Origin of the sequence: Streptomyces griseofuscus (assembly GCF_014673495.1) — a bacterium.
In the GTDB taxonomy this organism is placed as follows: domain Bacteria; phylum Actinomycetota; class Actinomycetes; order Streptomycetales; family Streptomycetaceae; genus Streptomyces; species Streptomyces murinus.
On record NZ_CP051009.1, the window covers coordinates 1 to 20,901 of the forward strand.

Genomic DNA, 20,901 nt, shown 5'->3' on the forward strand with positions numbered 1-20,901 from the left:
GTGCGCTCGCCTGTTGAGGGGCTGTCAGGTGCGGCTAGTTGGGTCTCTAGTGCGGGAGTTGGGGAGTACTTCGCACTCCTGGGCGGGTCCGCTGCGCTCCCCCGCCTGACGGTCCTTCCGGCTGCGCCTCCAGAACCTTGGGGCCCGCTGGCGCGGGCCGGGCTGGCTACGAGGGTGGGGGTCGCTCGTTCGTGTGGGTTCTAGTGTATCGCGTGCATCAGGTTGATGCAGCATGTACCGTTGGCGGAAACACGGGACACCCCCCAACCACCCGGGCGTGGCGCACCATTTGATGAGTGGTCAGCGCCGGTGTTTCGTAACTCCCACTCAGGCGAGGAATTACCAAATTGGGACGTTGCGAACCTCAGCCACAGAACATCACCCCGGATATCGGGAACCCTGAATTCCGGCGTCCGGAGGTACCGGAGCCGAACGGCCCCCCGGGCCGGGCGGCGGAACCGCCCACCGGCACCGGCCACGCCTTCCCTGCTTTGAGCGTCACGGCCGGCACCACCCGAGACTCAGAGCCGTTGCTGCTGTCCCCGGCCCGCAGAGGGCCGACGGTCCGCACGCGAAGCCGCGCGTGCCACGGGGTCCGACCGGAGTGGGCTCTGACGCTGTTGCTGATGGACAGATCCCACGGCGTGGCGATGCTTGATCACAGCAGGCAGAACCGGTATCACGCGCGCGCACGCTCTAGAGGCAAGAGCCGTGAGTTTCCGCAGGTCAGGGAGCCGAGCTCAGAAAGATATGTCAGCCCTGGACTGACATATCTCGGTCACGACGTCAGCCGGTCCTGACCGATCAACATCGTTTCGTGGCAGTAGTGCCACGAAACGGCGCACGGTGCGTCAGCGAGAGGTTCGGACCCGATCCGGAAGCGGAGGTCAGTCCAGGGCTGACATACGAGTGACTTTCGTGTCTGCGCTGCCGCGTTTTGGTGGCACTACTGCCACGGTTCTCCGCTATGGTTCTGGCACCACGACGATCAAGGAGGCAGCGACCCCATGAGCTCAGGGCCCCTGGACGGCAGCGCAGCGCCGAAGCTGCCCGGCGCCCCGTCCCGTCGTCGGCGGCGCCCGAAGCCGCCGCCCACCGCCTACAACCGGCCCTCCGGCTCTACCATCGAGCTGCCCGCCGGCCATGCCGCCCAGGTCTTCCCGGTCGGCTCCAGCACGGGGTTCATCGGCGAAGCGTTCTCCATGGACAGCCTGGAGTTCATGCGCTGGGCGGCCGTCCGCTACGACAGCGACCGGTTCGTGCTCGTAGTGCTGTTCCACCTGATGGGCTCGCAGAAGCCCGGCGGGCTGATCGAGGCCAAGCACGACGACGTCGCCGATGACCTCGGGTACAGCAGGCCGCACATCAGCCGCGTCTTCAACGTCCTGGAGGCGGACGGCGCGCTGCGCAGGCTCCAGCGGGGCCTCTACCAGCTCAATCCGGCCGCGTCGCTCAGGGGCGGGCTCAGGGAGCCGCAGAAGGGCGAGAAGAAGCGCTCCAAGACGGGTATGAGCGACAGGGTGGAGCAGCTGGACCTGCTGCGCGAGATCATGGAGGACCCGGACGCGCCCGACGCGTTCCGGGCGATGGCCGCTCCCGGCGCGAAACTGGAAGTGCGCAAGGAGTCGGATGGGGAAGGGAAGGCCACGTCATGACGTCCGCTGCCGAGGAATGGGTTCCGCGCCGCAACGTGCTGTGGGGCAGCTTCAACGGTCTCGCGTACGTACCGCGGCTGCCGCCCACCGCCTACACCCTGCTGCTGCACATGATGACCGAGCAGGAGCCCGGCGGCCTGGTCGCCGCCACGCACGACGAACTCGCGGCCGGCCTCGCGATGGAGCGCGGCATGATCAGCCGCGCCATGCCGCACCTGGTTGCCGCCCGGCTCGTCACCGTGGTCCGCCGCGGGCGCTTCCAGCTCCACCCGATGATCGCCGCCTTCAACGACCCCCGCGAGCAGCAGCGCGCCATCAAGGCCCTGCCGAAGGACATGCGGCTGGACGTCGGCGACTTCGAAGACGAGTACGAGCGCCGCTTCCAGCTCCACCTGGACGAGAAGGCCCGTAAAGCCGAAGCCAAGGCCAAGGGCAACGTCACGCCCATCACCAAGACGACCCGCCTCAAGCGCGTCCACTAACCCGGCCACCCGTCCGGCCGGGCGACACGACATCAGCGGCGCCGCACCTCAGAGTGCGGCGCCGCTCTCCTGCCAGCGGGGCGTACATCGTTCCCCGGAGGGGAAAAGCGCAGGTCGGATTGGAGTGCAGCGCGGTCCGCCGACCTGAAGGGTTAGAAGTGCTGAGCGCAGGGGTCGGCGCTGCCCGGGTGGGCCGTCAGCGAAGAGTCACGTCGTGCTTGAGGAACCAGCTGATCTCGAACAGGGTCTGTTCGGCGAGGTCGAACAAGGGGCCCAGGACGCCGTCGTACATCGGATCCGTGCCCAGGGGACTGTTCTCGCTCAGGAGGCAGGCTGCGGCTTCCTGGTCGGACATCGGCTTGTTCTCCTTCAGCTGCCTGATCGAGCCACGGATGATGTCCAGCGTGCGGAGCAGCTGCTGCCGATCCTCGTCAGCCCGGTGCCGGGTCTCTTCCGGGCGGGTGACCAGGAGGTGCCCAGCCGGGATCAGCAGCGCTTTGCGCAGCTGGCCGAGGGTGGGCTCTTCACACAGTTCATCGACGGCAGCGGCGGTCAGTGCGGGGCGGCCGGCCACGAGGCGGTCCAAGAGCGTGATGCCGAGGACGGCGTGAGCGCTCGCGTACCGCCAGGCGCTCACGCCCAACTCGCGCTCGTACATGTAGGCGTTGTGGCGGGCAGCGTCGACAGCATCGTGGTGATGTTGGAAGGGCGGCGCTCCCTGGTCGAACTGCTCCACCGTGTCCTGCAGGGCAGTGAGCCGGTCCACAAGAGTGCTCGCCGTCTGCCATTCGGCCCTGAGGAGGTTGCAGGCGTGGTGCAGGGACCGGATCGCCCCCATCTCCACTGTGGTCAGTGGTGCCGACGCCGTGAACTCCGGTAACCGCATGGGCTCTCTCCCTGTCTCGCGCACCTGTCCGAGATCGGCACGCTACCCGCGGCTGCGGGTCCTGGCCGGCTCGTTACGCAACAACCAGTCAAACTCGGGCGGTTCTTTCGCCGGCGGCTGACCTGGAACAGTTGCCGACCGCGTCGCCATCGCAGGCAGGACGCCCGTACATGAGCATGTCCACCCGGGGAAACAGCGGATCGATGACACAGATCGGCGGACTGTTCAGGTGGGCGAGGGACCGTCTCCGGATGCGGACCGTAATCGCTCTGGGAAGGGGGTCACGCTGATCGGCGAGGTTGGCACAGATCCGGGGGTCGGGCCCGTGATTCCGGGCCGACCCACCAGCGTGACACTCCAACGTGACATCCGGATCGGGGCGCGTGACACCGGTGAGTGTGACAGCGTGACAGTCACCCATGGTGATCACGGGCGCGTCCGTTCCCCTGTCTCCCTCACAAGCTCTCAGGTCACCTCCCAGGAACGCTCCTGCCTGGATACTTCCAACCTCCCAGACATCACAGGTTTTCCGGGGTATTTCCGGCCCCGGCCTCCCAGGTTTGTTTCCCAGACGCTGGGGTCTGGGAAACAGCGGAGCGTGAGGCCGGAGCGGACCGTGCGAATACTGCGCTACGACCGGACGCGAGCGAGGAACACGGCGAGGGCACCAGCGGCTTCGGGTTCGGTGGTGGCGAGCTAGCCCGTGAACGCCAGCTGGTCGACGTCGGCGCCCGGGACCAGGCGGGCGAGTTCGGCGAGTGCGGACCAGGCCCGCGACTACCAGTTCGGCTTCGCGGACACACGGAGAGGCCAGCCGTACGCGGTCGGCCTGGTCCAAGACGTCGTGGGTCAGACCTCGAGGTAGGCGACGACGACCACGGTCTGAAGAGCCGTGACCCAGTACAGGAGGCGTACGCGCTCGACTTCGTCGGCGTACTCGCGTAGCTGGGGGCCGGCAGTGTCGCCGGGGATCGGCCCGCCGATATCGGGGCCGACGGAGACGACGACCAGGGCGCGGTCGAGGGCGTGGATCTCCGCCTCGCTGGTCAGGTTCTCCAGCTGCTTTGCGGCGGAGTCGGAGAACGCGATCCGGGCGCGGCGGGGGCCGTGCTGCGGGGCCATCAGGCGACGGCCGGGCGCTGCCGGGCGAGGCGGGCGAGGTGGGCCTCGCGCAGCTCCTCCTAGGGGGTGCACTGCTCGGGGTCGGGCAGGCCGTTGGTGGCGATGTCCTCCAGGACGGCGGCGAACCGGTCAGCGTCGGCGCGGGTCTTGGCCGCGTACGCGCGGACCGCTCGGCGGCCGCGGGCTCCAGCTGCCGGGCGGCGGTGTCGGCGGGGGCACGGCTGTTCGCTCATCGAGGGCCTCCAGGGCGCGAACGGGCGTGTGCCACCACGGGATCGGCCGTACGGCGGTCGTGGGGCCGCTCCGCTTCACTCAGGCACAGTGCTCGCGGCCGCTGCCCCTGTGACCTTGTGACACCAGGACTCGCCGGCCTCGTGGCCTGGTCGTGCTCGTCGTCCTGGGCCTGGGCATGAGGATGGCCCCGCGCCGTGGGTGCGGGGCCTTCGGGTCTCGGGTTGTGGACGGGCGGCCGGTCGCCTGGCAGTGAGTCGGCCGCTCGCGGTCCGTCAGCCCTTGTAGTCGAAATAGAGGTCCCCGTGGTGGGTGCCGCCGGTGATGCCGTGGCGGTCGCCCTGGACCGTGGTGGTGTCCGTGGTGGTGGAGGTCGAGGAGGCCTGCGCCGCCGCCTCCTTGGCGAGGAAAGCCTCGTACAGGGCGTCCGCCTGAGCCTCGACCCACGCCGCGCGGTCGTTCGTGTTCTTCGCCATGGTGATCTCCTTCTGTGGGTTGTGCGGGTTGGTGGGTGGGTCAGCGGCCGAGGTGCCGGCGCCCGGAGTCGTACATCCGCCGGACCGAGCTGTGCTTGTCCGCGTCGCCCAGGACGCGGTTGGCGATCTGCGGCCACGACATGCTGTGCTCGTCGCGCAGCTGGACGACCAGGGCGGCCGCCCGGCGTTCCAGGAGCCGGGCCAGCTCGGTGACCTGCCCGGTCAGCACCGCGAGCGACTCCCCGTCCGGGGCCAGGCCCTCGGTGGTGCCGAGCGCGGCGAGCGCGGACTCGATGTGGTCCCCGTCGACCATGGAGTTGAGGTAGCCGTGGGGGTCGTCCCCCGGCTCCCAGGTGATCTCGGCCTTGTGACCCGCGATCTTCGTGACGCGAACGGTCATGATCTGCCCCCTCGTTGGCGCCTTGCGCTTTGTGCAAGACGACTATGACACGACCCTTGCGCATTGCGCAAGGGTCGTGTTGAGAATGTCTAGTCGCGCGATATGGGGTGGTATGGGCAGCTGTTAGGTCGTGATGCAAAGGTGCCTGGCTCCGACCCCCCTGGCGGCCGTACAGCGCCTCGTGCCCCCCTCCCGCCCGGGACCGACCCCGATGGTTACGCTACGCATTCGAGTCTGGCGAGGGTGTCACGCTGTCGGGTGGAGTCGAAAGCTGGGGGCGGTCTCGTAATCGTCGCCCCGATCGGCAGCGTGGCAGCCGGATCGAGGGTGCGTGACGCGTGAGCGTGACAGTTCGATAGTCACTTTCGGTGATCAGTGGGCGGAGCGGGCGCGGATGAGGAACGCGGCCAGTGCACCGGTGGCTTCCGGCTCGGTGGGGGTGAGACGGGCCGCGAACGCCAGCTCGGCGACGTCAGCGCCGGGGACCAGGTAGGCGAGTTCGGCGAGCAGCGCGGCATGGGCGAGGACCGGCACGGGCAGCAGGCGGCTCGGGCTGCCAGGTCGGCGTAGTGGCCGGACTGGTCTGCCGGGGCGTGGGCGAGCCAGGCGTCGAGTTGGCCTGGACGTACCCGCCCGCCGGCGCGGCGGCGAGCAGCTGGTCGATGCGCTCCCACTCCGCGAACTCCGCCGGGCCCAGCCGGGCGTCGAATCGGGCGGCCGCGAGGCGCCGGCGTCCATGCCCGTCCCGTTCCTGAACAGTGCCGTGGTGATGTACGCCTGCGTGTTCGTGCCGTCCACTGCGGTGCGCGCGGGCGAGGTCGGAGATCTCCAACACGCCGGGAAAGAACCGCCGAGTAGCCCCGATGCCGCACCGTCGGGTAAAGCGATCACCTGGTCCGGGGCAAACTTCGTCGGGCTGCTGCGAAGTTGGGGGCAGCGCCCCGACTCCCCGCTCTTGGAGTCGGGGCGCTGCACTGCTGCGGCCTGGGCACCGGGGACGGGAGAGTGGTGTCCGGCGCTGAGGGTGGGCGGCCGTAGCAGCGTCAGCGGTCGTGGCGCTCGTGCTGGCGGAGCTTCGTGAGGCTCATCCCGTTTCCGGACGGTTCGACCGGTCGCGGACCCGTCTTCTTAGGGCGCCGGATCCGGACACAGTCGAGGACGACGACCATCGCGGTGACTGACAGAGCTCCAGCGGTGCCGTGCTTCTGGACCAGGCAGAACAGGACTGCCGCGATGAGGGTGGTGACGGGAGAGGGGGGCCGCCAGTCCACTGGGACGGGGCGCCAAGCGTGTGCTTCCATAGCTATGTCCTTCCGGATCACTTGCAGGTAGTTCGATGCAGGACACTCGCGGGGGCTGCCCCTGGCCGGGCAGTCCCCGCATCTGCAATGAGGATGTGGGCTGCAGCGGCGCCCCGTGCGGGTTACGCGCTGCTTGCCACGTCGAAGACGGTAGGCGATCAGATGTCGCCCCGAAGGGGTAATAGGGTCGCGATCGGCCAGAACAGCGAAAGTGCTTGCCTGGCAGGGGAGTTGCGCGATTCAAGATCATCCTATAGGGAAGCCTATAGACGGTGACCTGCGGTTTCTTCGCCCATCCGCGCGGATCGCGGCCCTGGAGATCATCTCGCTTTCCGAGGTTGGCTGATTCTGAACGCTCCCCCATATAATCGAACTGGTAAGCGATAGCCCGCCGTCTCGCCTCGACCTCCTGCGGTTCGCCCGCAGGGTCGTCATGCAGCAGGCGACGGCGTCCCTGCGACAGATCGACGGGTGGATCGCCGAGGAGGAGCGCCGCGAGGCGGCTCGGCGTCGAACCGCCGAGCGGGAGCAGCCCCCAGAGTGGCTCGTGCAGTTCCGGCACGACGGGGCGACCATCGACTCGGTGCACTCGGGCGGGTGCTGGGCGGTACCGAAGTGGGCCCGGTGCCGACCGGTGATCCGGGCCCAGGCGGTGGAGGCGCTGCAGAACCACGTGTCCGCGTGTCCGGCCTGTCGTCCGGACACTGTTCTCGGCTTCCCTGGCTAGCCGGAACAGGTCAGTACGCGGGCGGGTGACCCCGGCGCCGAAGGGCGCGACCTCCGCGGTGCTTATGTCCGTACGGACGCAAGAGAACCGCGCGGGGTGCCGCCACGCTCCTCTTTGAAAAGCAGACGCTCGGCTGGACGCGTCCCAAGCTCCGTACTCCCGAGGCGGCGGACCGATGGACATGGATCGTCATCGCCGCCCACACTCAGCTCCGCCTCACCCGAGAGGCCGCGGCCGACCTCCGTCGGCCCTGGGAGAAGCCAGTCGAGCCCACCCGGCTCACCCCAGCCCGCGTCCGCCGTGGGTTCAGGAACATCCGCCCCCACTTGCACTGTCCCGCCCGTGCGCCCAAACCCTCAACTCCAGGCCCAGGACGCCCACTTGGCTCGAAGAACCGGCACCTCGCGACCCGTTACGACGTGGGCAAGACCACCAGACGCCCCGAAAGCATTACCGAACGCGATCAACTCAGACGCTGAACACGGCTTCAGAAAGGGACGGCCAACCCCGCTTCCCGCAATCGAAGCAGTGCCCTGCCCATGCACTCGGCAACCGAGGCCCCGTCGGCCCTCATCCCACCGTCCAGCGGCCCACCAGAAGCGGCAAAAGCCCACGCCGGCTGACCGTCACGCATGCGCTCCGCGTCGACCCGGATCATGGCACCGACACCATGCTCACCGAGCCATTCCAAGATGAGCAGCGTCGCGTCCTCGACGCCGCTGTTCAGGTCCACCTTGGGCCGCCGCCCCATTCCCTTGGCCATGGCCACAACCCTACTCAGCGTCTGCTCGGGCCTCGTCACACGCTTTCAAGGCAGCTCAGACCATAAAGAACAAGCTCAGGACATGTTTCTATACAGGTCTTGAATTGAGCCGGGTCAGAACCGGAAGTCTATTTTCGAGACGTGCGTAAAATCGGCACGCAGGCCAACGGCGCGGGTGCCCCACTCCGTGAAATACGACTCCGTGATGGCCTCCGCGACGATCGGATGCAGGTCCTCCTCCGTCGCACCAGCCTCCTGGAGCTCCAGGATCTGCTTCGCGTAGCAGGGCGAGATCGCCGTGGTGATCTGGCGCTCGCGGCCGTCGTCCGAGCTGCCCGTGCAGGTGAATCCGAAGTACGCCGTCACTTCCACCATCATGCCGCTGGAGGTGGAAGCCTGTTGACGCGCCTGTGCCCTGACCTGCGGTTGCCACTCGGATTCCGTCTCCTCCACCAGGGCGGCCCGCAAGCGCTTCTGCGGGGTCGTCAGCTTCCCGGCGCGGTAGCGCTCCACCGTGCGGCGCGAGACACCCAGGCGCTCCGCCAGGGACTGCGTCGACCCCTTCGCTCGCGTGAGAAGGAATATCACCTGAGCCTTTGCGGATTTCGGCGCGGGCCGGGTGAACACCTTCCGGTCCGCCCGCGCGAGGGCCTCCAGGACCTTGCCGCGGCGCGGGGCCGGCTGCTGCTGATCGTGATCGCTCATACCTCCAGGGGCTCACGGATCGGCTGTGGACAGAGGCATGGATCCGCGCCCAAGTCTGCTGCTGCCGTGCGGAGTTCAGAAGGGCGCCCGCCGGTCGGGGAATCCAGCGCGCCGTGAGGCGGAGCGTCTGTTCTCAAGGAACGTGCTGGGTGAGCGCATGTACGCGGCCCCCAGCACGGCCGACCGGTCAGGGGTGCAGCCGGGGGAGGTCATTCCGGTGAGCGTTGCGGAGCTGCCGGACGGCCTCGTGCTGCGGGAGGCGACCCGCGCCGACACGGCCCCGCTGGAGCCGGTGATCCGGCTGGCCGACCCGGACAACCCCGATGGGTCATGGCGGGGCTGCGCAACGTGATCGACCAGAGCCTCGACCCGGAGAAGCCCACCTACGCACGGGTGGTGGAGGAGACGTCGTCCGGCGCGCTGGTCGGCGGCATCCTCACGTTGCCGGCGACGTGGGCCTTCACCCACCCCATGCTCATCGGATCGCCCAACGTGCACATCATCGCCGGTCTGGTTGCCCGCCTGGACTCCCTCGCCGTGGTCGAGCAGTGGCGCGGCCAGGGCGTCGCGCGCGCCCTGGTGGCCGAAGCGGAGAAGGCGGCCGGCTCGCATCAGGCCGGGAAGCTGGGCGCGGCCGTCCTGTACGCCACGCATGAGCCGGAGCTGACGGACTTCTACGCCGGCCTCGGTTTCACCCTCTCGCCCGACGGCATCGGCATCCCCACCCCGGCCGGGCTGATCGGCCAGAGCCCGCCCGAGGGCTTCCGTTTCTCGGTGAAGCCGCTGCGCACCGGCATTCGGATGGAGCCCATGGCCACCCCGTACGGACGACATCTGGTCGTCCGTGGCGTCCTGCCTGTCCCTGCGCGCTGACGTCAGCGGCGGGTGACGGCGTAGCCCGCGTCGTTGACGGCGCGGGTCCACACGTCGCGGTCGAACCACTTGGTGATGTTCGGCTGGAGCTCGGTGATGGTGCGCATCCGCGCTTCCCAGTCGTGTCCGGCCGGGCCGCGGCCGCCGTCGCAGCCGGGGCAGCCGTCCTCGCCGTGGATGTGGCCGGCCATCCAGGCGTTGACGGCGACGTTGATGATGACCGCGTACAGGTCGCCGCCGGTCTGGGCCAGGGAGTCGGGCACCCCGGCGAGGACCAGGGCGAGCTCGGGGTTGTCGATCGGCGGCATCGGGGCCTGCCCGACGTCCTTCTCACTGCTGCTCTCCTCGAAGGACGCCAGGCTCTGCGCGAGTCGGTCGGCCGTGACGGAGGCGTCGAAGTACCGCCACGCGGAGCGCACCTGGATCCCGAGCCGCTCCGCCACGGCGGTGATCTGCTTCTCGATCGTGTCCTCCACGGTTGCCGGCGCGAGGGTCACCCCGCGGCGGGCCAGCTCCGTGAGCGTCTGGGCAACGGCTTCCTTGAACGCCTTGGTGTTCCGCACAAGCGCATCGTAGGCGGGTGGGAGGGGCAGCCGGGCGGCTTCACCGGCATCGACCGGCAACGACGCGCAGTTCGGGCGGCGTTGTCAGTGGCGGCTGCCACTATCCGGCCATGCCCATCAGCCGGGAGTACGCACGCTCCCTCTTCGCGGACCTGACGCAGGACGCGGCGGTGCCGCTGGATCCTGACGAGCTCCTCCACATGCCTCGCCTGCGAGAGCACGGTCACGTCTTCTTCGGCGACGTAGCGTTGCGCTGCTACAAGCACAAGTCTCGCTGGATGTACGACGAACGCGATATTCGGGCAGCCGGCCGCGCGTTCGCGGACATGGAGGTGCGCCTGGAAGAGGTCGTCGACGTCCAGCTGCCCGTCCCCGTCTACCGCGACATCCCGGAGCGCGACCCGGAGGAATGGCACCGGCCCAACTGGCGCCGCCGTCTGGTGTCATGGATGTTCCAACAGGCTCGCAACCAGTTCGTCGAGCAGGGGCGGCAATACGACGAGTGGGGCTCCTGGCGGACCATCGGCGCTAACGGCCTGCCCGGCGAGCTGACGTGGGAAAAGTTCGTCGCGTCCAGCAGCAGCCACCGGCACACCCAGAACATCGCCGGCACCCGTCCCCTCGAGCTCCTGACGTGGTCCGGGGAGAACTGGTACCTACCCCGGGCCTACGCGGACCTCATGGACCGCTGGGAACGGCGCGAGGACGAACTGGTGACCCGGGCCCGGCTCTGCTCCTCCTGCGGTGACCAGGGCCCGTACTGGGGCGGCTGGCGTACCCCGACGGCGTCGGGGTACATCACCCGGTGCCCACCGTGCTCCGGGGCCGCCTTCCAGCCGTACACCGGTCGCCTGCGCGGTGTGCAGTACGAGAAACTCCGCCGACGCGGTACGCGGGCCGACGACTACCTGTGCCGGTTGTGCAAGGCGAGCCAGGCGTCGGCATGGGATCACTGCCACGACCACGGGTATGTCCGCGGCCCGCTGTGCGGCAGCTGCAACACCCGCGAGGGCAAGGCCACGCCGTACTACTTCCTCCAGCTCGAAGGTGGCACGCTGCACCTCCTGGAGTGCAGCGGCTGCCTCGAACAGCGCACTCTTCCGCGCCGCTTCCATATGGATGTGGTCTGCGCGCACCTGGAGCAGACCGAGCGACACGGCCGATGCCGCAAGCAGCCGTACGCCCGCGAAGCAGAACGCGTGCACGGCGCGCACCGCTTCCAGCTGGAGTGCAGCGGCTGGCACATGGCCAGCAGGTGGACGAAGGACCTCACAGCGTCCGAGGTGACCGTGCTCGTGCGAGCCTTCGTCGACACGGCGCTCGCCGACCAGGAGGCAAGAGGGCCTGACGCCGCTGCACGAGCGGAGTGACCGGCACGGGGCGGCCCTCAAGCAAGGACCGATGCCTTTCGGCGCGACCAGCGCGCCCAGACCTCTGTGGTCTGGGCGCGCTGACAGCGAGCACCGGACCAGTCGGTCCGGGCTCACGGGGCCTGTCCGAGGCGCGGCCCGTTACAGGTCGAACTCCAGGTGCTGGACGTCCGTGAACCGGACCTCTTCCAGGCTGCCGGCGCGGCGGCCGCCGTCCTGGAAGTACACCTCCTTGAGTCCTTCGGCCACGATCTCCTGGAGCTGCTGGTCGGCGGCGCCGGCCTCCTGGGCCTCGAAGAGACGAGCGGCGAAGTGGGGCGGCAGTGCGACGGTCAGCTGCCGGATGCGGTCCTCATCCGTCGACCCGATCGGCGCGGTGTAGCCCATGCGGGCCCGGGCGTCGATGACGATGCCGCCGGTCGTCGCCGCCTTCTGCCGGGCCTTGGCCCGGATCTGCGGCTGCCACCGCTTCTTCACCTCGCGCTCCAGGCGGGCGGCGAGGTCGGAGCGGGGCTTCTTGATCTGGTCCTTCACGTACCGCTCAACGGTGCGCTGGGAGACCCGCAGCAGTTGGGCGACCGCCTTGGTGCCCTTGAGCTGCTTGACCAGGTACCGCATCTGCGCGCCGGCCGACTTCGGCGCCGGGCGGGTGAACGCCTTCTGCACCGCGGCCTCCAGGCCGTCCCCGAACAGGCTCATCGTGGCCTACTCCTACTCTCCGTTGTCGATGTCGGCGACGGTGCCGTCCTTGATGTACCGGGCCAAGTTGAGCTCCGGCGCGTCGAACCGCTCGCGGACCTCCTCGCCCCACAGGACGGTCTGGGTGCCCTCCCACTTGACCAGGCCGGGGTTGATGCCGAGCTTGAACCCGCCGGGCAGCGGCTTGCCCTCCCGGTAGGGCAGGAAGTCCAGTGGCGACGTGCCGTCGGCGGCGTAGACGACGCAGTCGGACAGGATCGCGACGGGGTACTGCCCGGTGAACGCCGCGTGCTTGACGATCTTCCTGTGGAGATTGATCCGGGTGCGGGAGATGACGGCCGCGCGGATGTCCGGCCGCCACGTCGGGCGGGACAGGGCGCGCCACGGCTCGCCGGGCTTCCAGCCCTCGCCGCGGGGCCGTTCGCGTAGCTTGCCCAGGCCGCCCTTCACCGTGGCCTTGATCGCCGAGACGACGATGGCCAGCTCCGGGTCGCGGGCCTTGTAGCCTTCCATCGCCGTGAGGAAGTCGGCCGGGGCGAGGTCGGCGTCGACGCCGAGGTCGGCCATCGTGGCGAGGTAGGCGTCACGGAGCCGGCTGTACCAGCCGTCCAGGTAGCGGCCGTTGTCGTAGCGGACCCACGCCTCGACCGGCCGGACCTCGTAGCCGAGCTCCTGGGCGTACGCCACGGTGGGCGTCGCGTACCAGGCCGGGCCTTCCGGGCGCTCGCCCTTCGGCGTGAAGGGGGAGGGCAGCAGGCTGCCGTCCAGCTCCACCCACTCCTTGCCGACCTTCACGCGGGACAGGTCGACGTGGGAGAGGTCGACCAGCCACGAGCCGGGCAGCTTCGCGTCGAAGACCGGGTTCGTGACGTGCGTTGCCTCGCCCAGGCCGACGGTCAACCCGTTGGCGCCGGCGGCGAAGGCCATGTTGACGTCGATGCCGACCAGGTGGCGCAGGGTGCACTCCGCGTCGGTCATCGGCCGTGCCCAGTCGTACGCCTCCTCGAACAGCTTCTCCGCCGGGCCGCGCACGTGGAACCGCGGCAGATCCTTGAGGACGGGGTGGCCATCGGGGACCTCGCACGGCGGCCAGTTCATCGGGTCGATGGCGTCCTTGCCCAGCGAGCCGGGGGTCTTCTCATCGGCCTGGCGCAGGGCGCCGGTCTCCTCGTCGCGCACGGCGTAGGTCGGCGGGTGGAGCGCGGTCATCAGCTCCAGGCCCGTGACGGCGGTGGAGCCGCGCGGCGTCATCACCCGCGAGGCGTACACGCCCAGGACGCGGGCAAGCTCCGCCGGCGGGAGCTGCGCGGCGTCGCTCCAGTGCCGGGTGTCGAGCGCGTTCCACGACGGGATGCACAGCTGCACGCACTGGCGCTCCGAGCCCTTGGCCGGGCGGTAGATCCGCGCCCACGGCCCGAACCCACGCTTGGTCAGCTTCCACTCCGCGCGCACCAGCTGCTTGATGACCTTGTGACCCTCCGGGATCCGCCCCGCGTGCCGCTCCTCCTCCGTGAGCATGGTGGGCAGGCCGTAGCGCTCCAAGGCGGCCTCGGTGAGCACGAGCAGCGGGTCGGCCGGCCTTCCCGGCCCGGACAGCTTCGGCTGCCCGAGCTTCGCCTCCTTGAGGGTCCAGTCGACCAGGGAGGGCAGGGACTTGGCGGGCACGTCCAGGACCAGGCCGCCGATGCAGTACGCCAGCACCTGCCCGTCCTCGACGTCGACGACCGCCAACGGGCCGTTCTCGAACCGCGGGTCGGCGCCGCTCGCCGGGGTGTTCGCCGGGGCCGCCTTCCGCGTGGGACGGCGCGACGTCGACGTGGCCCTGATGATGGTGCTCGCCGGGCGGGATGTGGCGGCGGGAGCAGCGGCGACGGGGGCGGGGGTCTGGGTGTTCTCGGTTGCAGTCATGACCGCAGCCTCGGAGGCCGTGGACAGAGTCTCGGCCTCCGCCGGGGCGGGCGCGCCGGTGAATGTGGCGAGCACCGGAGCCGGGTAGAGCCCTGCGAGCTGCTTGAGCAGCCGGGCGTACGCCTCACGCTCCGGGCCGCGCGGCTCGGTCGGCTTCTTCGTCGACTCCCAGGCAGACACCGTGGCCCGCCGCACCTTCAGCGCACTGGCGACTTCGTCCAGCGTCAGGCCGTGCGCGACACGCAGCCGCTTGCGCTCCTCCGCCGACGGGAGCGGAGAGCGGGACGCGACCAGCGCGTCGACCGCGTCGAACAACTCGGACATGGAACACCTCCTGAGCCACACTCTACCCCAATAACCGCAAGAATCGCGTACATTTACCGTACAAATACCGTACGGCCCTTCTCGGGGGTGGGGTCGCGCTCGGCGGTCACATCGCGGGGAAGGCGGATGGAGCCGAGGGCGGTGATGGCGGCCGGCCCGGTCAGGGTCATGGCGCCGTCGGCCGTGACGGATAGGCGCAGGATTCCGCCGGGGAAGTCGACGCGGTAGTCGGCGGCTCCGCTCTGGCCGGTGTGGCGCCGGTGGGCGGCGACGGCGGCGCAGGCGCCGGTTCCGCAGGCGCGGGTCTCGCCCACGCCTCGCTCGTGGACGCGGACCGCGAGGTGGTGCGGGCTGAGGACGGTGGCGAACTCGGTGGTGACGCCGTCGGGGTAGGCGCTGGCCGGCTCCACGGCGGGCCCGGTGTGGAGGGTTCCGGCATCGGCGGGATCGTCGAGGAACACCACGGCGTGGGGGTTGCCCATGTCGACGTGGGTGGCGGGCCGGGTTTTGCCGTCGGCGGCGGTGACGGTGATGTGGTCGGGGCCGGGGAAGACGGGGGTGCCCATCGCCACGGCGACCGGCCCCTGGAGGCTGTCGCTGCGGTCGGGTACTCGGATCTGGCGGAGGCCTGCGCGGGTGGCGATGGCGAGGGCGCCCGGCGGGCACAGGCCGGTGTCGACGAGGTAGCGGGCCAGGACCCGGATGCCGTTGCCGCACATCGCTCCGCGGCTTCCGTCGGCGTTGCGGTAGTCCATGAACCAGTGGGCGCGGTGGGCCATGGCGGCGGCCTCCGGTGCCGCGGTGCAGCGGACAGCGCGCAGGATCCCGTCGGCTGCGGCTCCGGTGAGGGGGTCGGTCAGGTGGCTGACGGTCTCGGCGGTGAGGTGGATGCGGCCGTGGGGGTCCAGCAGGACGAGGAAGGTGTTCTCGCAGCCGTGCCCCTTGGCGAAGGGCACGGTGGCGGTTCGGGCAGTGGTGGTCATGGGCGGAGGCCTTGTCGTCGTAATTCGATGCGCAGCCAGGCGATTTGCCCGTCGGGCGTGTTGCTGACGCCGTATTCGCTGCCGAGTTCGAGTACGGCCAGGAGGTGGGTCCAGCGGCACAGGGCGGCGTCGGTGACGTCGGTTTCGATGCGGACCGACCCGAGGTCAGCGATGACGCGGGGCTCGGTTCCGGTCAGCTCGGCCAGTTGCTGGGCGACCGTCGCGGCCGCGGTGCGGATGGCGGCTCCCTGGTGGCGGTCGTAGCCCACTGCACCCACATTCGACGTAGTGATTACTGCGCGTTTTTATTGGTCCCCCATTTTTTTATTGGTGGACTAAATTGTCAATCCGTTTCAACCAACCCGCGCAAAGGGAGTTGCATGGCTGACCGTTAGGAGGCGGGATACGCGCGCGTCGCCCAGGCCATTCGCGACCGCATCGCCGACGGCACCTGGCCCCCCGGCCACAAGCTCCCCAACCGGCCCACACTGGCCGCCGAGTTCGGCGTCGGGGAGAACACCGTCCGCCAGGCCGTGGAGATCGTCCTCGCCGAGGGCCTGCTGGAAAGTTTCCGCGGCCGCGGCCGCGGCACGTACGTCCGCGCCCCGCGTCAGCGACGCACCCTGCCGCGCACCTGGACCCCCGGTGCCGCGCCCGGCCGGCTCGGTCTCGCCCCGACCGGCTCACCCACGAGCCTGGAAGCCGAGAGCACCGCCAAGGTCCCGGCCCCGGCGCGCATCGCCGCCCGCCTGGGCATCACGGCGGGCGAGCTGTGCGTGCGCACCGAGTACGAAGTGCTCGCCGACCTGCGGTGCGTGCTGACCGCCACCAGCTGGGAGCCCTACGCCCTGACCAAGGGCACACCGGTAGTCCTGCCCGAGGGCGGGCCGCTGGCCGGGCGCGGTGTGGTCGAGCGGATGGCCCAGATCGGTATCACCGTCGCCCGCATCGCCGAGGTGCCGCGTCCCGTGCAGCTCGACCGCGAGACGGCCCAGCTGCTCGGCACGACCCCGGGAGCGCAAGCGGTGCTGATCGAGCGCACGCACTACGACAGCGGCGGCCGGGCGGTCGAGACGGCGGACATCCTGGTGCCGGCCGAGCGGTGGGACATCACCTACGACATCCCCGTCGATGCGGCGCCACCTGCCTGACACGGGCTCCCGGGGACGCACACCCGCCAGGGGGGGGCGGGCTTCGGCCAGCACACACAGCACGGCCCGCACGGGCTGCAACGAGGGAGGGGAACGGAGTATGGCCGCACCGCGCAGCGACTCCGCAGGGCGGGCCGTCGATGCCTTAGCGTCACCCGCGATCACCAACCTGATCGGGATCATCGGGATCATCACCCCGGTCACCGCATGGCTCACCGCACGCGGAACGACGAAGAACGCCCTCCTGATCGCCGAGACGGTGATCGTGATGGCGCTGGTCGGCTCGCACATCTGGCTGCGCAAGCGCTACATCCAGCTCCGCCGTGCCAATAACCTGCGGAGCATGGATGACGCGCCCTACTACGAACTGGTCCGCGCGAAGCTGGAGCAGGAACTCGTCGCCGACTACAGCGCCGTCGCCGACGGCCACCTTCAGGTGTATGCCACCGAGGTGCCGCGCCTGTCGGTCATGCTGGTCCAGGCCCTCCTGGAGTCCCAGTCACAGCCGCAGCGGATCCTCGCGTCCGACCTGACCACCGACCCCGGCCTGCTGACCCGTCGGCGTGAGTACCTCGCCGCCAACCGGCAGCTGCTCCAGGCCGGCGGCACCATCAACCGGCTCTACATCGCCTACGAACGCGACCTGGTCCGCGAGGACTACGCCCGCAGCCTGCTGCAACTCGTCGAATCCCAACGAGAGATGGGAGTCACCTGCGGACTGGCCGTCCGGGACCGGCTGCGCGCCGACCAGGCCGTGGACGTCATCATCATCGCCGCGGCCGCCGCCCTCGTCGAAGACGAGCAGGGCGACGCCGACTACACCAAGGGCCGCAGCACCGTGCACTTCAAGGGAGTCGACCGCTGGATCAGCCGCTTCGAGTCGGCCTGGGGCAACGGCGCCGACTCCGCCACCGCCGCCCTGCGCAGCTACGAGAACGCCGCCCGGCCCCTGCTGGGTTCCACCTGGGACGAAGCCCGCGTACGGCAGACCGTCGACACCCTCTAGCAGCGCACCCTCACCCTGCGAAGGCCCGGCTTCAGGCCGGGCCTTCGTGCTGCCGCAGCCGGCGTCCGCACCCCCAAAATGGTTGACCAATAAGTACCCTGTGTGACTGACCGGCGGGAGCCGCCCGCCCTCCTCATCACCCAGGACCGCCATGCCCCTGTGCTTAGCCCTCCTGATCACCGGGACCGCACTGCGCCAGATCGACCGCGTCCACTTCGCCCGCCACCGGCCGCACACCGCCGACGCCGCCCGTCTCATAGCCCTGCAGCGCACACGGGCCAACGACCTCACCCCCCTCCTGCTGCTGGCAGGACAGTGGACGCAGATCACCGGCTGGTGGATGCTCGCCGCCCACGGCCCCCTCGCCGCCGTCCTCGCGGCGGCCGCGGTCGCCGTGCACTTCCGCCACCTGCAGGAGATCAGCCACGCAGCCGTCCACGGCGTCCTCGCCCGCACCCTGCGCGCCAACCAGCTGCTCGCCGAAGTCTTCGCCCACCACCCCCTCGGACTCGGGCCCCTCACCTCACGACGCCGGCGCCACGTCCACGACCACCACCCCAACGCAACCCTGACCGGCGACCCCAACCTCGCAGAACTCCGCCAGGCCGGCCTCCACCCCGGCACCACCCGCCCCGCCTACGCGCTGGCGCTCATCCACCCGCTCACCCCGCGCGGCATACGCGGCACCGCCGCCGGCCTCGCCACTCATCTGCGCGGCCCGGGAGCCTGGCACCGCGCCGCCGCCCTCGCCGCTCTCTGCGCCCTCGCGTACGCGAGCGGCGGATGGCCTGCCCTGCTGTGCGGGATGCTCATCCCCCGGCTGCTGCTCTACCCGCAGCTGGCCTGGATGTCCCTGCTGGTCGAGCACACCTGGTTCGACCCCGAACACCGCTCTGGCACACCCGCGCAGGTCGAAGCCGGACGCTGCCTGCGCCTGTACCCGCGCAACTGTGCGCTGGCCACCCTCGCCGCCTCGACCTGGCTCCCCTACGGCGACCTCCACCACTACGCACACTCCGCCCACCCGGGCCTGCGGTGGAACTACCTGCCCGCCGCAGAAGCCCACCTCGCACCGCCGCACTTCTCCCCCGACGGACTCCTCATCGGCACAGCCACCGTCGCCCGCCGCCACCACCAGGCGCTCAACGCTCCAGCAGCACGGGCAACCCACCCGGTGACCGCCTGACCAGCGCATACATGGGTGAGGCCCCGGACACCGCGTTGGTGTGTCCGGGGCCTCACCCATGTATGCGCTGGTCAGCCTGCGTCCGGGCTCCTGCCCACCAGCGCCGTCAGCAGCTCGACGATCTGCGCCTGGTTGTGGTCCATCTTCTCTTCAAGGGCATCAAAGCGAGCGTTGACCTTGGCGAACCCATCACGAACCTCCCGGCGCAGCGCCGCCTGGCCCTCGATGACCGCGGCGAAATTCCCGCCCGTCTGCACCTGCAGTGCCTCGACACGGTCCTCCACCGCTTCGACACGGCGGGTCAACGCATCGATCTCCTGGTGCGTGATGCGGTCCTCGGCCACGCAGGCTCCCCCTAGATCATGTGCGGTGCTCATCAGGCCCTCCACGATATCGCGACCGCCCCGCCCCTCAGCCCGCCCTGCCGCATCGACGACCACGAAGGGATCCGGCAACCTGCCCCTGACCACGCTCGGCTTCGTAGCACCGGCCACCGCAGTCTCGGTCGCCGGCGCCTGCTGGTCTGCGCCGCACCATCGCGCTGGCGTACGCGGGTGTCCCCTCGCGGGCGCACGTTGTGACCCGCATCACCCGCGCCACTTAAACCTGCTGGCAGAGCGACTAAATGTGATGATCCGATGACTGTCTGTGCGAAAAAAGTTGGGTCGCTTGTAACTCGGATGGGGGTCCGGAACGGCATCAAGGGCGGAACACGCCTTGTTCCGCTCGGCCGGCGCCGTTGCCCGCCGAGCTTCGCTCTGGATCAAAAGAGGAGGCTTCGTGGGGCCCACTAGTGTCCTGAGTCCTTGATCCATCGTTGGTCAGGACATGGGACGTCCTGGGCCGAGACTGGCCGAGTTGGTGTTGTCGGATCACGAGCGGCGGGTGCTCGGTGGGTTGGTGCGGGGGCAATCGACGCCGCAGGCTCTGGCGTTGAGGGCCCGAATCGTGCTGGCGTGCGCCGAAATGGAGCCTGATGGACTGCCCCGGTCGGCCAGTTCGGTGGCCGCTGCCGCCGGGGTGACCACGGAGACGGTATCCAAGTGGCGGGGCCGTTTCCTCAGAGACCGGCTGGACGGCCTGGGTGACGCGCCCCGCCCGGGCCGGGAGCGGACGGTCACCGATGAGCAAGTCGCCGAGCTGGTCCGGATGACGCTGGAGACGAAGCCGAAGAACGCCACGCACTGGTCGACACGCTCGATGGCCGAGCGGGTCGGCCTGTCCCAGTCCACCGTCTCCCGGGTCTGGCGGGCCTTCGGCCTTCAGCCCCACCGGGCCGAGTCATTCAAGCTGTCCACCGATCCATTCTTCGTCGACAAGGTCCACGACGTGGTCGGGCTCTACCTCGACCCGCCCGAAAGGGCACTGGTGCTCTGCGTCGACGAGAAGTCCCAGATCCAGGCACTGGACCGCTCTCAGCCTGTGCTGCCGATGATGCCCGGTGTCCCGCAACGGGCCAGCCACGATTACGTGCGCGCGGGCACCACGACGCTGTTCGCCGCTCTGAACACGGCCACCGGCAAAGTCATCGGCTCACTGCATCGCCGCCACCGCACTGCCGAGTTCAAGAAGTTCCTGGCCAAGCTGGAGCGCGAGATCCCGACCGGCCTGGAGGTGCACCTCGTCCTGGACAACTACGCCACTCACAAGACCGAGACGATCAAGAAATGGCTGCTGGCCCATCCCCGTTTCCAGCTGCATTTCACACCCACCGGCTCGTCCTGGCTGAACCTGGTCGAGCGGTGGTTCGCCGAGCTGACCAGCAAGAAGCTCCGCCGCGGCGTCCACCGCTCCGTCCAGGCCCTCGAACGAGACATCCGGGCCTGGGTCGCCGACTGGAACGACAACCCTCGCCCATACGTCTGGACCAAGACCGCCGATCAAATCCTCGAATCCCTCGCCAGCTACTGCCGACGGATCAAAGACTCAGGACACTAGGACCCGGTACACGTACGGCTCGGCCTGCGCCTACCGGATGACCACTGGTTGCTCCGGAGCCATCGAACGGTCTGCTGGCGGCACCCCCGCCCAGGCTTGCTCCAACCTCGGTCAGGATGTCTGCCGGCCTGACCGACGGTCCCCCCGGCGCC

General features: G+C 69.5%; 22 protein-coding genes and 3 pseudogenes. 11 read left to right on the forward strand and 14 right to left on the reverse strand.

Translation table 11 applies throughout. The features are described from left to right. Nucleotides 1-1,007 precede the first annotated feature (1,007 nt). Both HEP81_RS40390 and HEP81_RS40395 read left to right on the forward strand, forming a co-directional pair. Nucleotides 1,008-1,655 carry a helix-turn-helix domain-containing protein gene (locus HEP81_RS40390; protein ID WP_051850744.1) on the forward strand — a complete coding sequence of 216 codons (648 nt, stop codon included), beginning with the start codon at nt 1,008-1,010 and terminating at the stop codon, nt 1,653-1,655. Further along, nucleotides 1,652-2,137, forward strand: coding sequence for a hypothetical protein (locus HEP81_RS40395; protein ID WP_037664059.1), 486 nt, complete (start codon nt 1,652-1,654; stop codon nt 2,135-2,137). The genes HEP81_RS40390 and HEP81_RS40395 overlap by 4 nt, the downstream gene beginning before the upstream one ends. Nucleotides 2,138-2,333: 196 nt before the next feature. Here the strand turns inward: HEP81_RS40395 and HEP81_RS40400 are convergent, their stop codons facing one another. The 6 genes and pseudogenes from HEP81_RS40400 to HEP81_RS42040 form a co-directional block, all read right to left on the reverse strand. Continuing rightward, on the reverse strand, nt 2,334-2,975 hold the full coding sequence (locus HEP81_RS40400) for a hypothetical protein (protein ID WP_157854687.1): 642 nt from the start codon (nt 2,973-2,975) through the stop codon (nt 2,334-2,336). Nucleotides 2,976-3,872: 897 nt separating this feature from the next. Continuing rightward, nucleotides 3,873-4,145 carry a hypothetical protein gene (locus HEP81_RS40405; RefSeq protein ID WP_037664063.1) on the reverse strand — a complete coding sequence of 91 codons (273 nt, stop codon included), beginning with the start codon at nt 4,143-4,145 and terminating at the stop codon, nt 3,873-3,875. A 59-nt stretch (nt 4,146-4,204) separates the two neighbouring features. Continuing rightward, a pseudogene (locus HEP81_RS40410) lies at nt 4,205-4,378 on the reverse strand (hypothetical protein). Nucleotides 4,379-4,651: 273 nt separating this feature from the next. After that, complete coding sequence (locus HEP81_RS40415) at nt 4,652-4,852, reverse strand: hypothetical protein (RefSeq protein WP_037664065.1); 201 nt, start codon at nt 4,850-4,852, stop codon at nt 4,652-4,654. A 40-nt stretch (nt 4,853-4,892) separates the two neighbouring features. Continuing rightward, nucleotides 4,893-5,252, reverse strand: a complete 360-nt coding sequence (locus HEP81_RS40420) for a hypothetical protein (RefSeq protein ID WP_037664067.1) — start codon at nt 5,250-5,252, stop codon at nt 4,893-4,895. Nucleotides 5,253-5,624: 372 nt separating this feature from the next. Then, on the reverse strand, nt 5,625-5,786 hold the full coding sequence (locus HEP81_RS42040; protein WP_243279864.1) for a hypothetical protein: 162 nt from the start codon (nt 5,784-5,786) through the stop codon (nt 5,625-5,627). A 1,200-nt stretch (nt 5,787-6,986) separates the two neighbouring features. Between HEP81_RS42040 and HEP81_RS42045 the strand changes: the two genes are divergently transcribed. Together HEP81_RS42045 and HEP81_RS42050 are read left to right on the forward strand one after the other, a co-directional pair. Next, complete coding sequence (locus HEP81_RS42045) at nt 6,987-7,280, forward strand: DUF6233 domain-containing protein (protein WP_051850745.1); 294 nt, start codon at nt 6,987-6,989, stop codon at nt 7,278-7,280. 119 nt (nt 7,281-7,399) lie between these two features. Then, a pseudogene (locus HEP81_RS42050) lies at nt 7,400-7,759 on the forward strand (NF041680 family putative transposase); the annotation flags it as partial. An 8-nt stretch (nt 7,760-7,767) separates the two neighbouring features. Here HEP81_RS42050 and HEP81_RS40430 read toward each other — a convergent pair. Together HEP81_RS40430 and tpg (HEP81_RS40435) are read right to left on the reverse strand one after the other, a co-directional pair. Continuing rightward, nucleotides 7,768-8,043: a hypothetical protein gene (locus tag HEP81_RS40430; RefSeq protein ID WP_037664098.1), complete on the reverse strand. Its 276-nt coding sequence runs from the start codon at nt 8,041-8,043 to the stop codon at nt 7,768-7,770. Nucleotides 8,044-8,157: 114 nt separating this feature from the next. Further along, the gene (gene tpg, locus HEP81_RS40435; protein WP_037664073.1) at nt 8,158-8,748 is read right to left on the reverse strand and encodes a telomere-protecting terminal protein Tpg; all 591 of its coding nucleotides are present in this window, start codon (nt 8,746-8,748) and stop codon (nt 8,158-8,160) included. Nucleotides 8,749-8,965: 217 nt separating this feature from the next. Here tpg (HEP81_RS40435) and HEP81_RS42265 point away from each other — a divergent pair, with 217 nt between their 5' ends. Beyond that, the gene (locus HEP81_RS42265; RefSeq protein WP_274599518.1) at nt 8,966-9,100 is read left to right on the forward strand and encodes a hypothetical protein; all 135 of its coding nucleotides are present in this window, start codon (nt 8,966-8,968) and stop codon (nt 9,098-9,100) included. Beyond that, nucleotides 9,079-9,621 carry a GNAT family N-acetyltransferase gene (locus HEP81_RS40440; RefSeq protein ID WP_037664078.1) on the forward strand — a complete coding sequence of 181 codons (543 nt, stop codon included), beginning with the start codon at nt 9,079-9,081 and terminating at the stop codon, nt 9,619-9,621. Before HEP81_RS42265 ends, HEP81_RS40440 begins: the two co-directional genes overlap by 22 nt. 2 nt (nt 9,622-9,623) lie before the next feature. On the opposite strand, the gene HEP81_RS40445 is transcribed toward HEP81_RS40440, so the two are convergent. Beyond that, nucleotides 9,624-10,184 carry a hypothetical protein gene (locus HEP81_RS40445; protein WP_243279865.1) on the reverse strand — a complete coding sequence of 187 codons (561 nt, stop codon included), beginning with the start codon at nt 10,182-10,184 and terminating at the stop codon, nt 9,624-9,626. Nucleotides 10,185-10,294: 110 nt separating this feature from the next. Here HEP81_RS40445 and HEP81_RS40450 point away from each other — a divergent pair, with 110 nt between their 5' ends. Further along, entirely contained in the window at nt 10,295-11,554 is a 1,260-nt protein-coding gene (locus HEP81_RS40450; RefSeq protein WP_037664079.1) for an endonuclease domain-containing protein, read from the forward strand. A gap of 141 nt (nt 11,555-11,695) precedes the next feature. Here HEP81_RS40450 and tpg (HEP81_RS40455) read toward each other — a convergent pair whose 3' ends face one another. Genes tpg (HEP81_RS40455) through HEP81_RS40470 form a run of 4 tightly spaced genes read right to left on the reverse strand, consistent with a single transcriptional unit; the run spans nt 11,696 to nt 15,737 of the window. Then, nucleotides 11,696-12,253 carry a telomere-protecting terminal protein Tpg gene (tpg, locus tag HEP81_RS40455; protein WP_037664081.1) on the reverse strand — a complete coding sequence of 186 codons (558 nt, stop codon included), beginning with the start codon at nt 12,251-12,253 and terminating at the stop codon, nt 11,696-11,698. A gap of 12 nt (nt 12,254-12,265) precedes the next feature. Beyond that, nucleotides 12,266-14,485, reverse strand: coding sequence for a telomere-associated protein Tap (gene tap / locus HEP81_RS40460; RefSeq protein ID WP_037664084.1), 2,220 nt, complete (start codon nt 14,483-14,485; stop codon nt 12,266-12,268). Between the two features lie 53 nt (nt 14,486-14,538). After that, nucleotides 14,539-15,468, reverse strand: a complete 930-nt coding sequence (dapF, locus tag HEP81_RS40465; protein ID WP_051850746.1) for a diaminopimelate epimerase — start codon at nt 15,466-15,468, stop codon at nt 14,539-14,541. Then, nucleotides 15,465-15,737: a hypothetical protein gene (locus tag HEP81_RS40470; protein ID WP_037664087.1), complete on the reverse strand. Its 273-nt coding sequence runs from the start codon at nt 15,735-15,737 to the stop codon at nt 15,465-15,467. The genes dapF and HEP81_RS40470 overlap by 4 nt, the downstream gene beginning before the upstream one ends. 135 nt (nt 15,738-15,872) lie before the next feature. Between HEP81_RS40470 and HEP81_RS40475 the strand changes: the two are divergent. The 3 genes and pseudogenes from HEP81_RS40475 to HEP81_RS40485 form a co-directional block, all read left to right on the forward strand. Next, a pseudogene (locus HEP81_RS40475) lies at nt 15,873-16,619 on the forward strand (GntR family transcriptional regulator); the annotation flags it as partial. A 100-nt stretch (nt 16,620-16,719) separates the two neighbouring features. Further along, the gene (locus HEP81_RS40480; RefSeq protein ID WP_037664088.1) at nt 16,720-17,625 is read left to right on the forward strand and encodes a hypothetical protein; all 906 of its coding nucleotides are present in this window, start codon (nt 16,720-16,722) and stop codon (nt 17,623-17,625) included. 151 nt (nt 17,626-17,776) lie between these two features. Continuing rightward, on the forward strand, nt 17,777-18,811 hold the full coding sequence (locus tag HEP81_RS40485) for a fatty acid desaturase (protein ID WP_037664091.1): 1,035 nt from the start codon (nt 17,777-17,779) through the stop codon (nt 18,809-18,811). Between the two features lie 71 nt (nt 18,812-18,882). Here the strand turns inward: HEP81_RS40485 and HEP81_RS40490 are convergent, their stop codons facing one another. After that, on the reverse strand, nt 18,883-19,155 hold the full coding sequence (locus HEP81_RS40490) for a hypothetical protein (protein WP_157854688.1): 273 nt from the start codon (nt 19,153-19,155) through the stop codon (nt 18,883-18,885). 484 nt (nt 19,156-19,639) lie between these two features. On the opposite strand from HEP81_RS40490, the gene HEP81_RS40495 reads away from it, so the two are divergent. Then, a complete protein-coding gene (locus HEP81_RS40495; RefSeq protein ID WP_182786078.1) occupies nt 19,640-20,749 on the forward strand; it encodes an IS630 family transposase in 1,110 nt (369 codons plus the stop codon). The last annotated feature ends 152 nt before the right edge of the window (nt 20,750-20,901 follow it).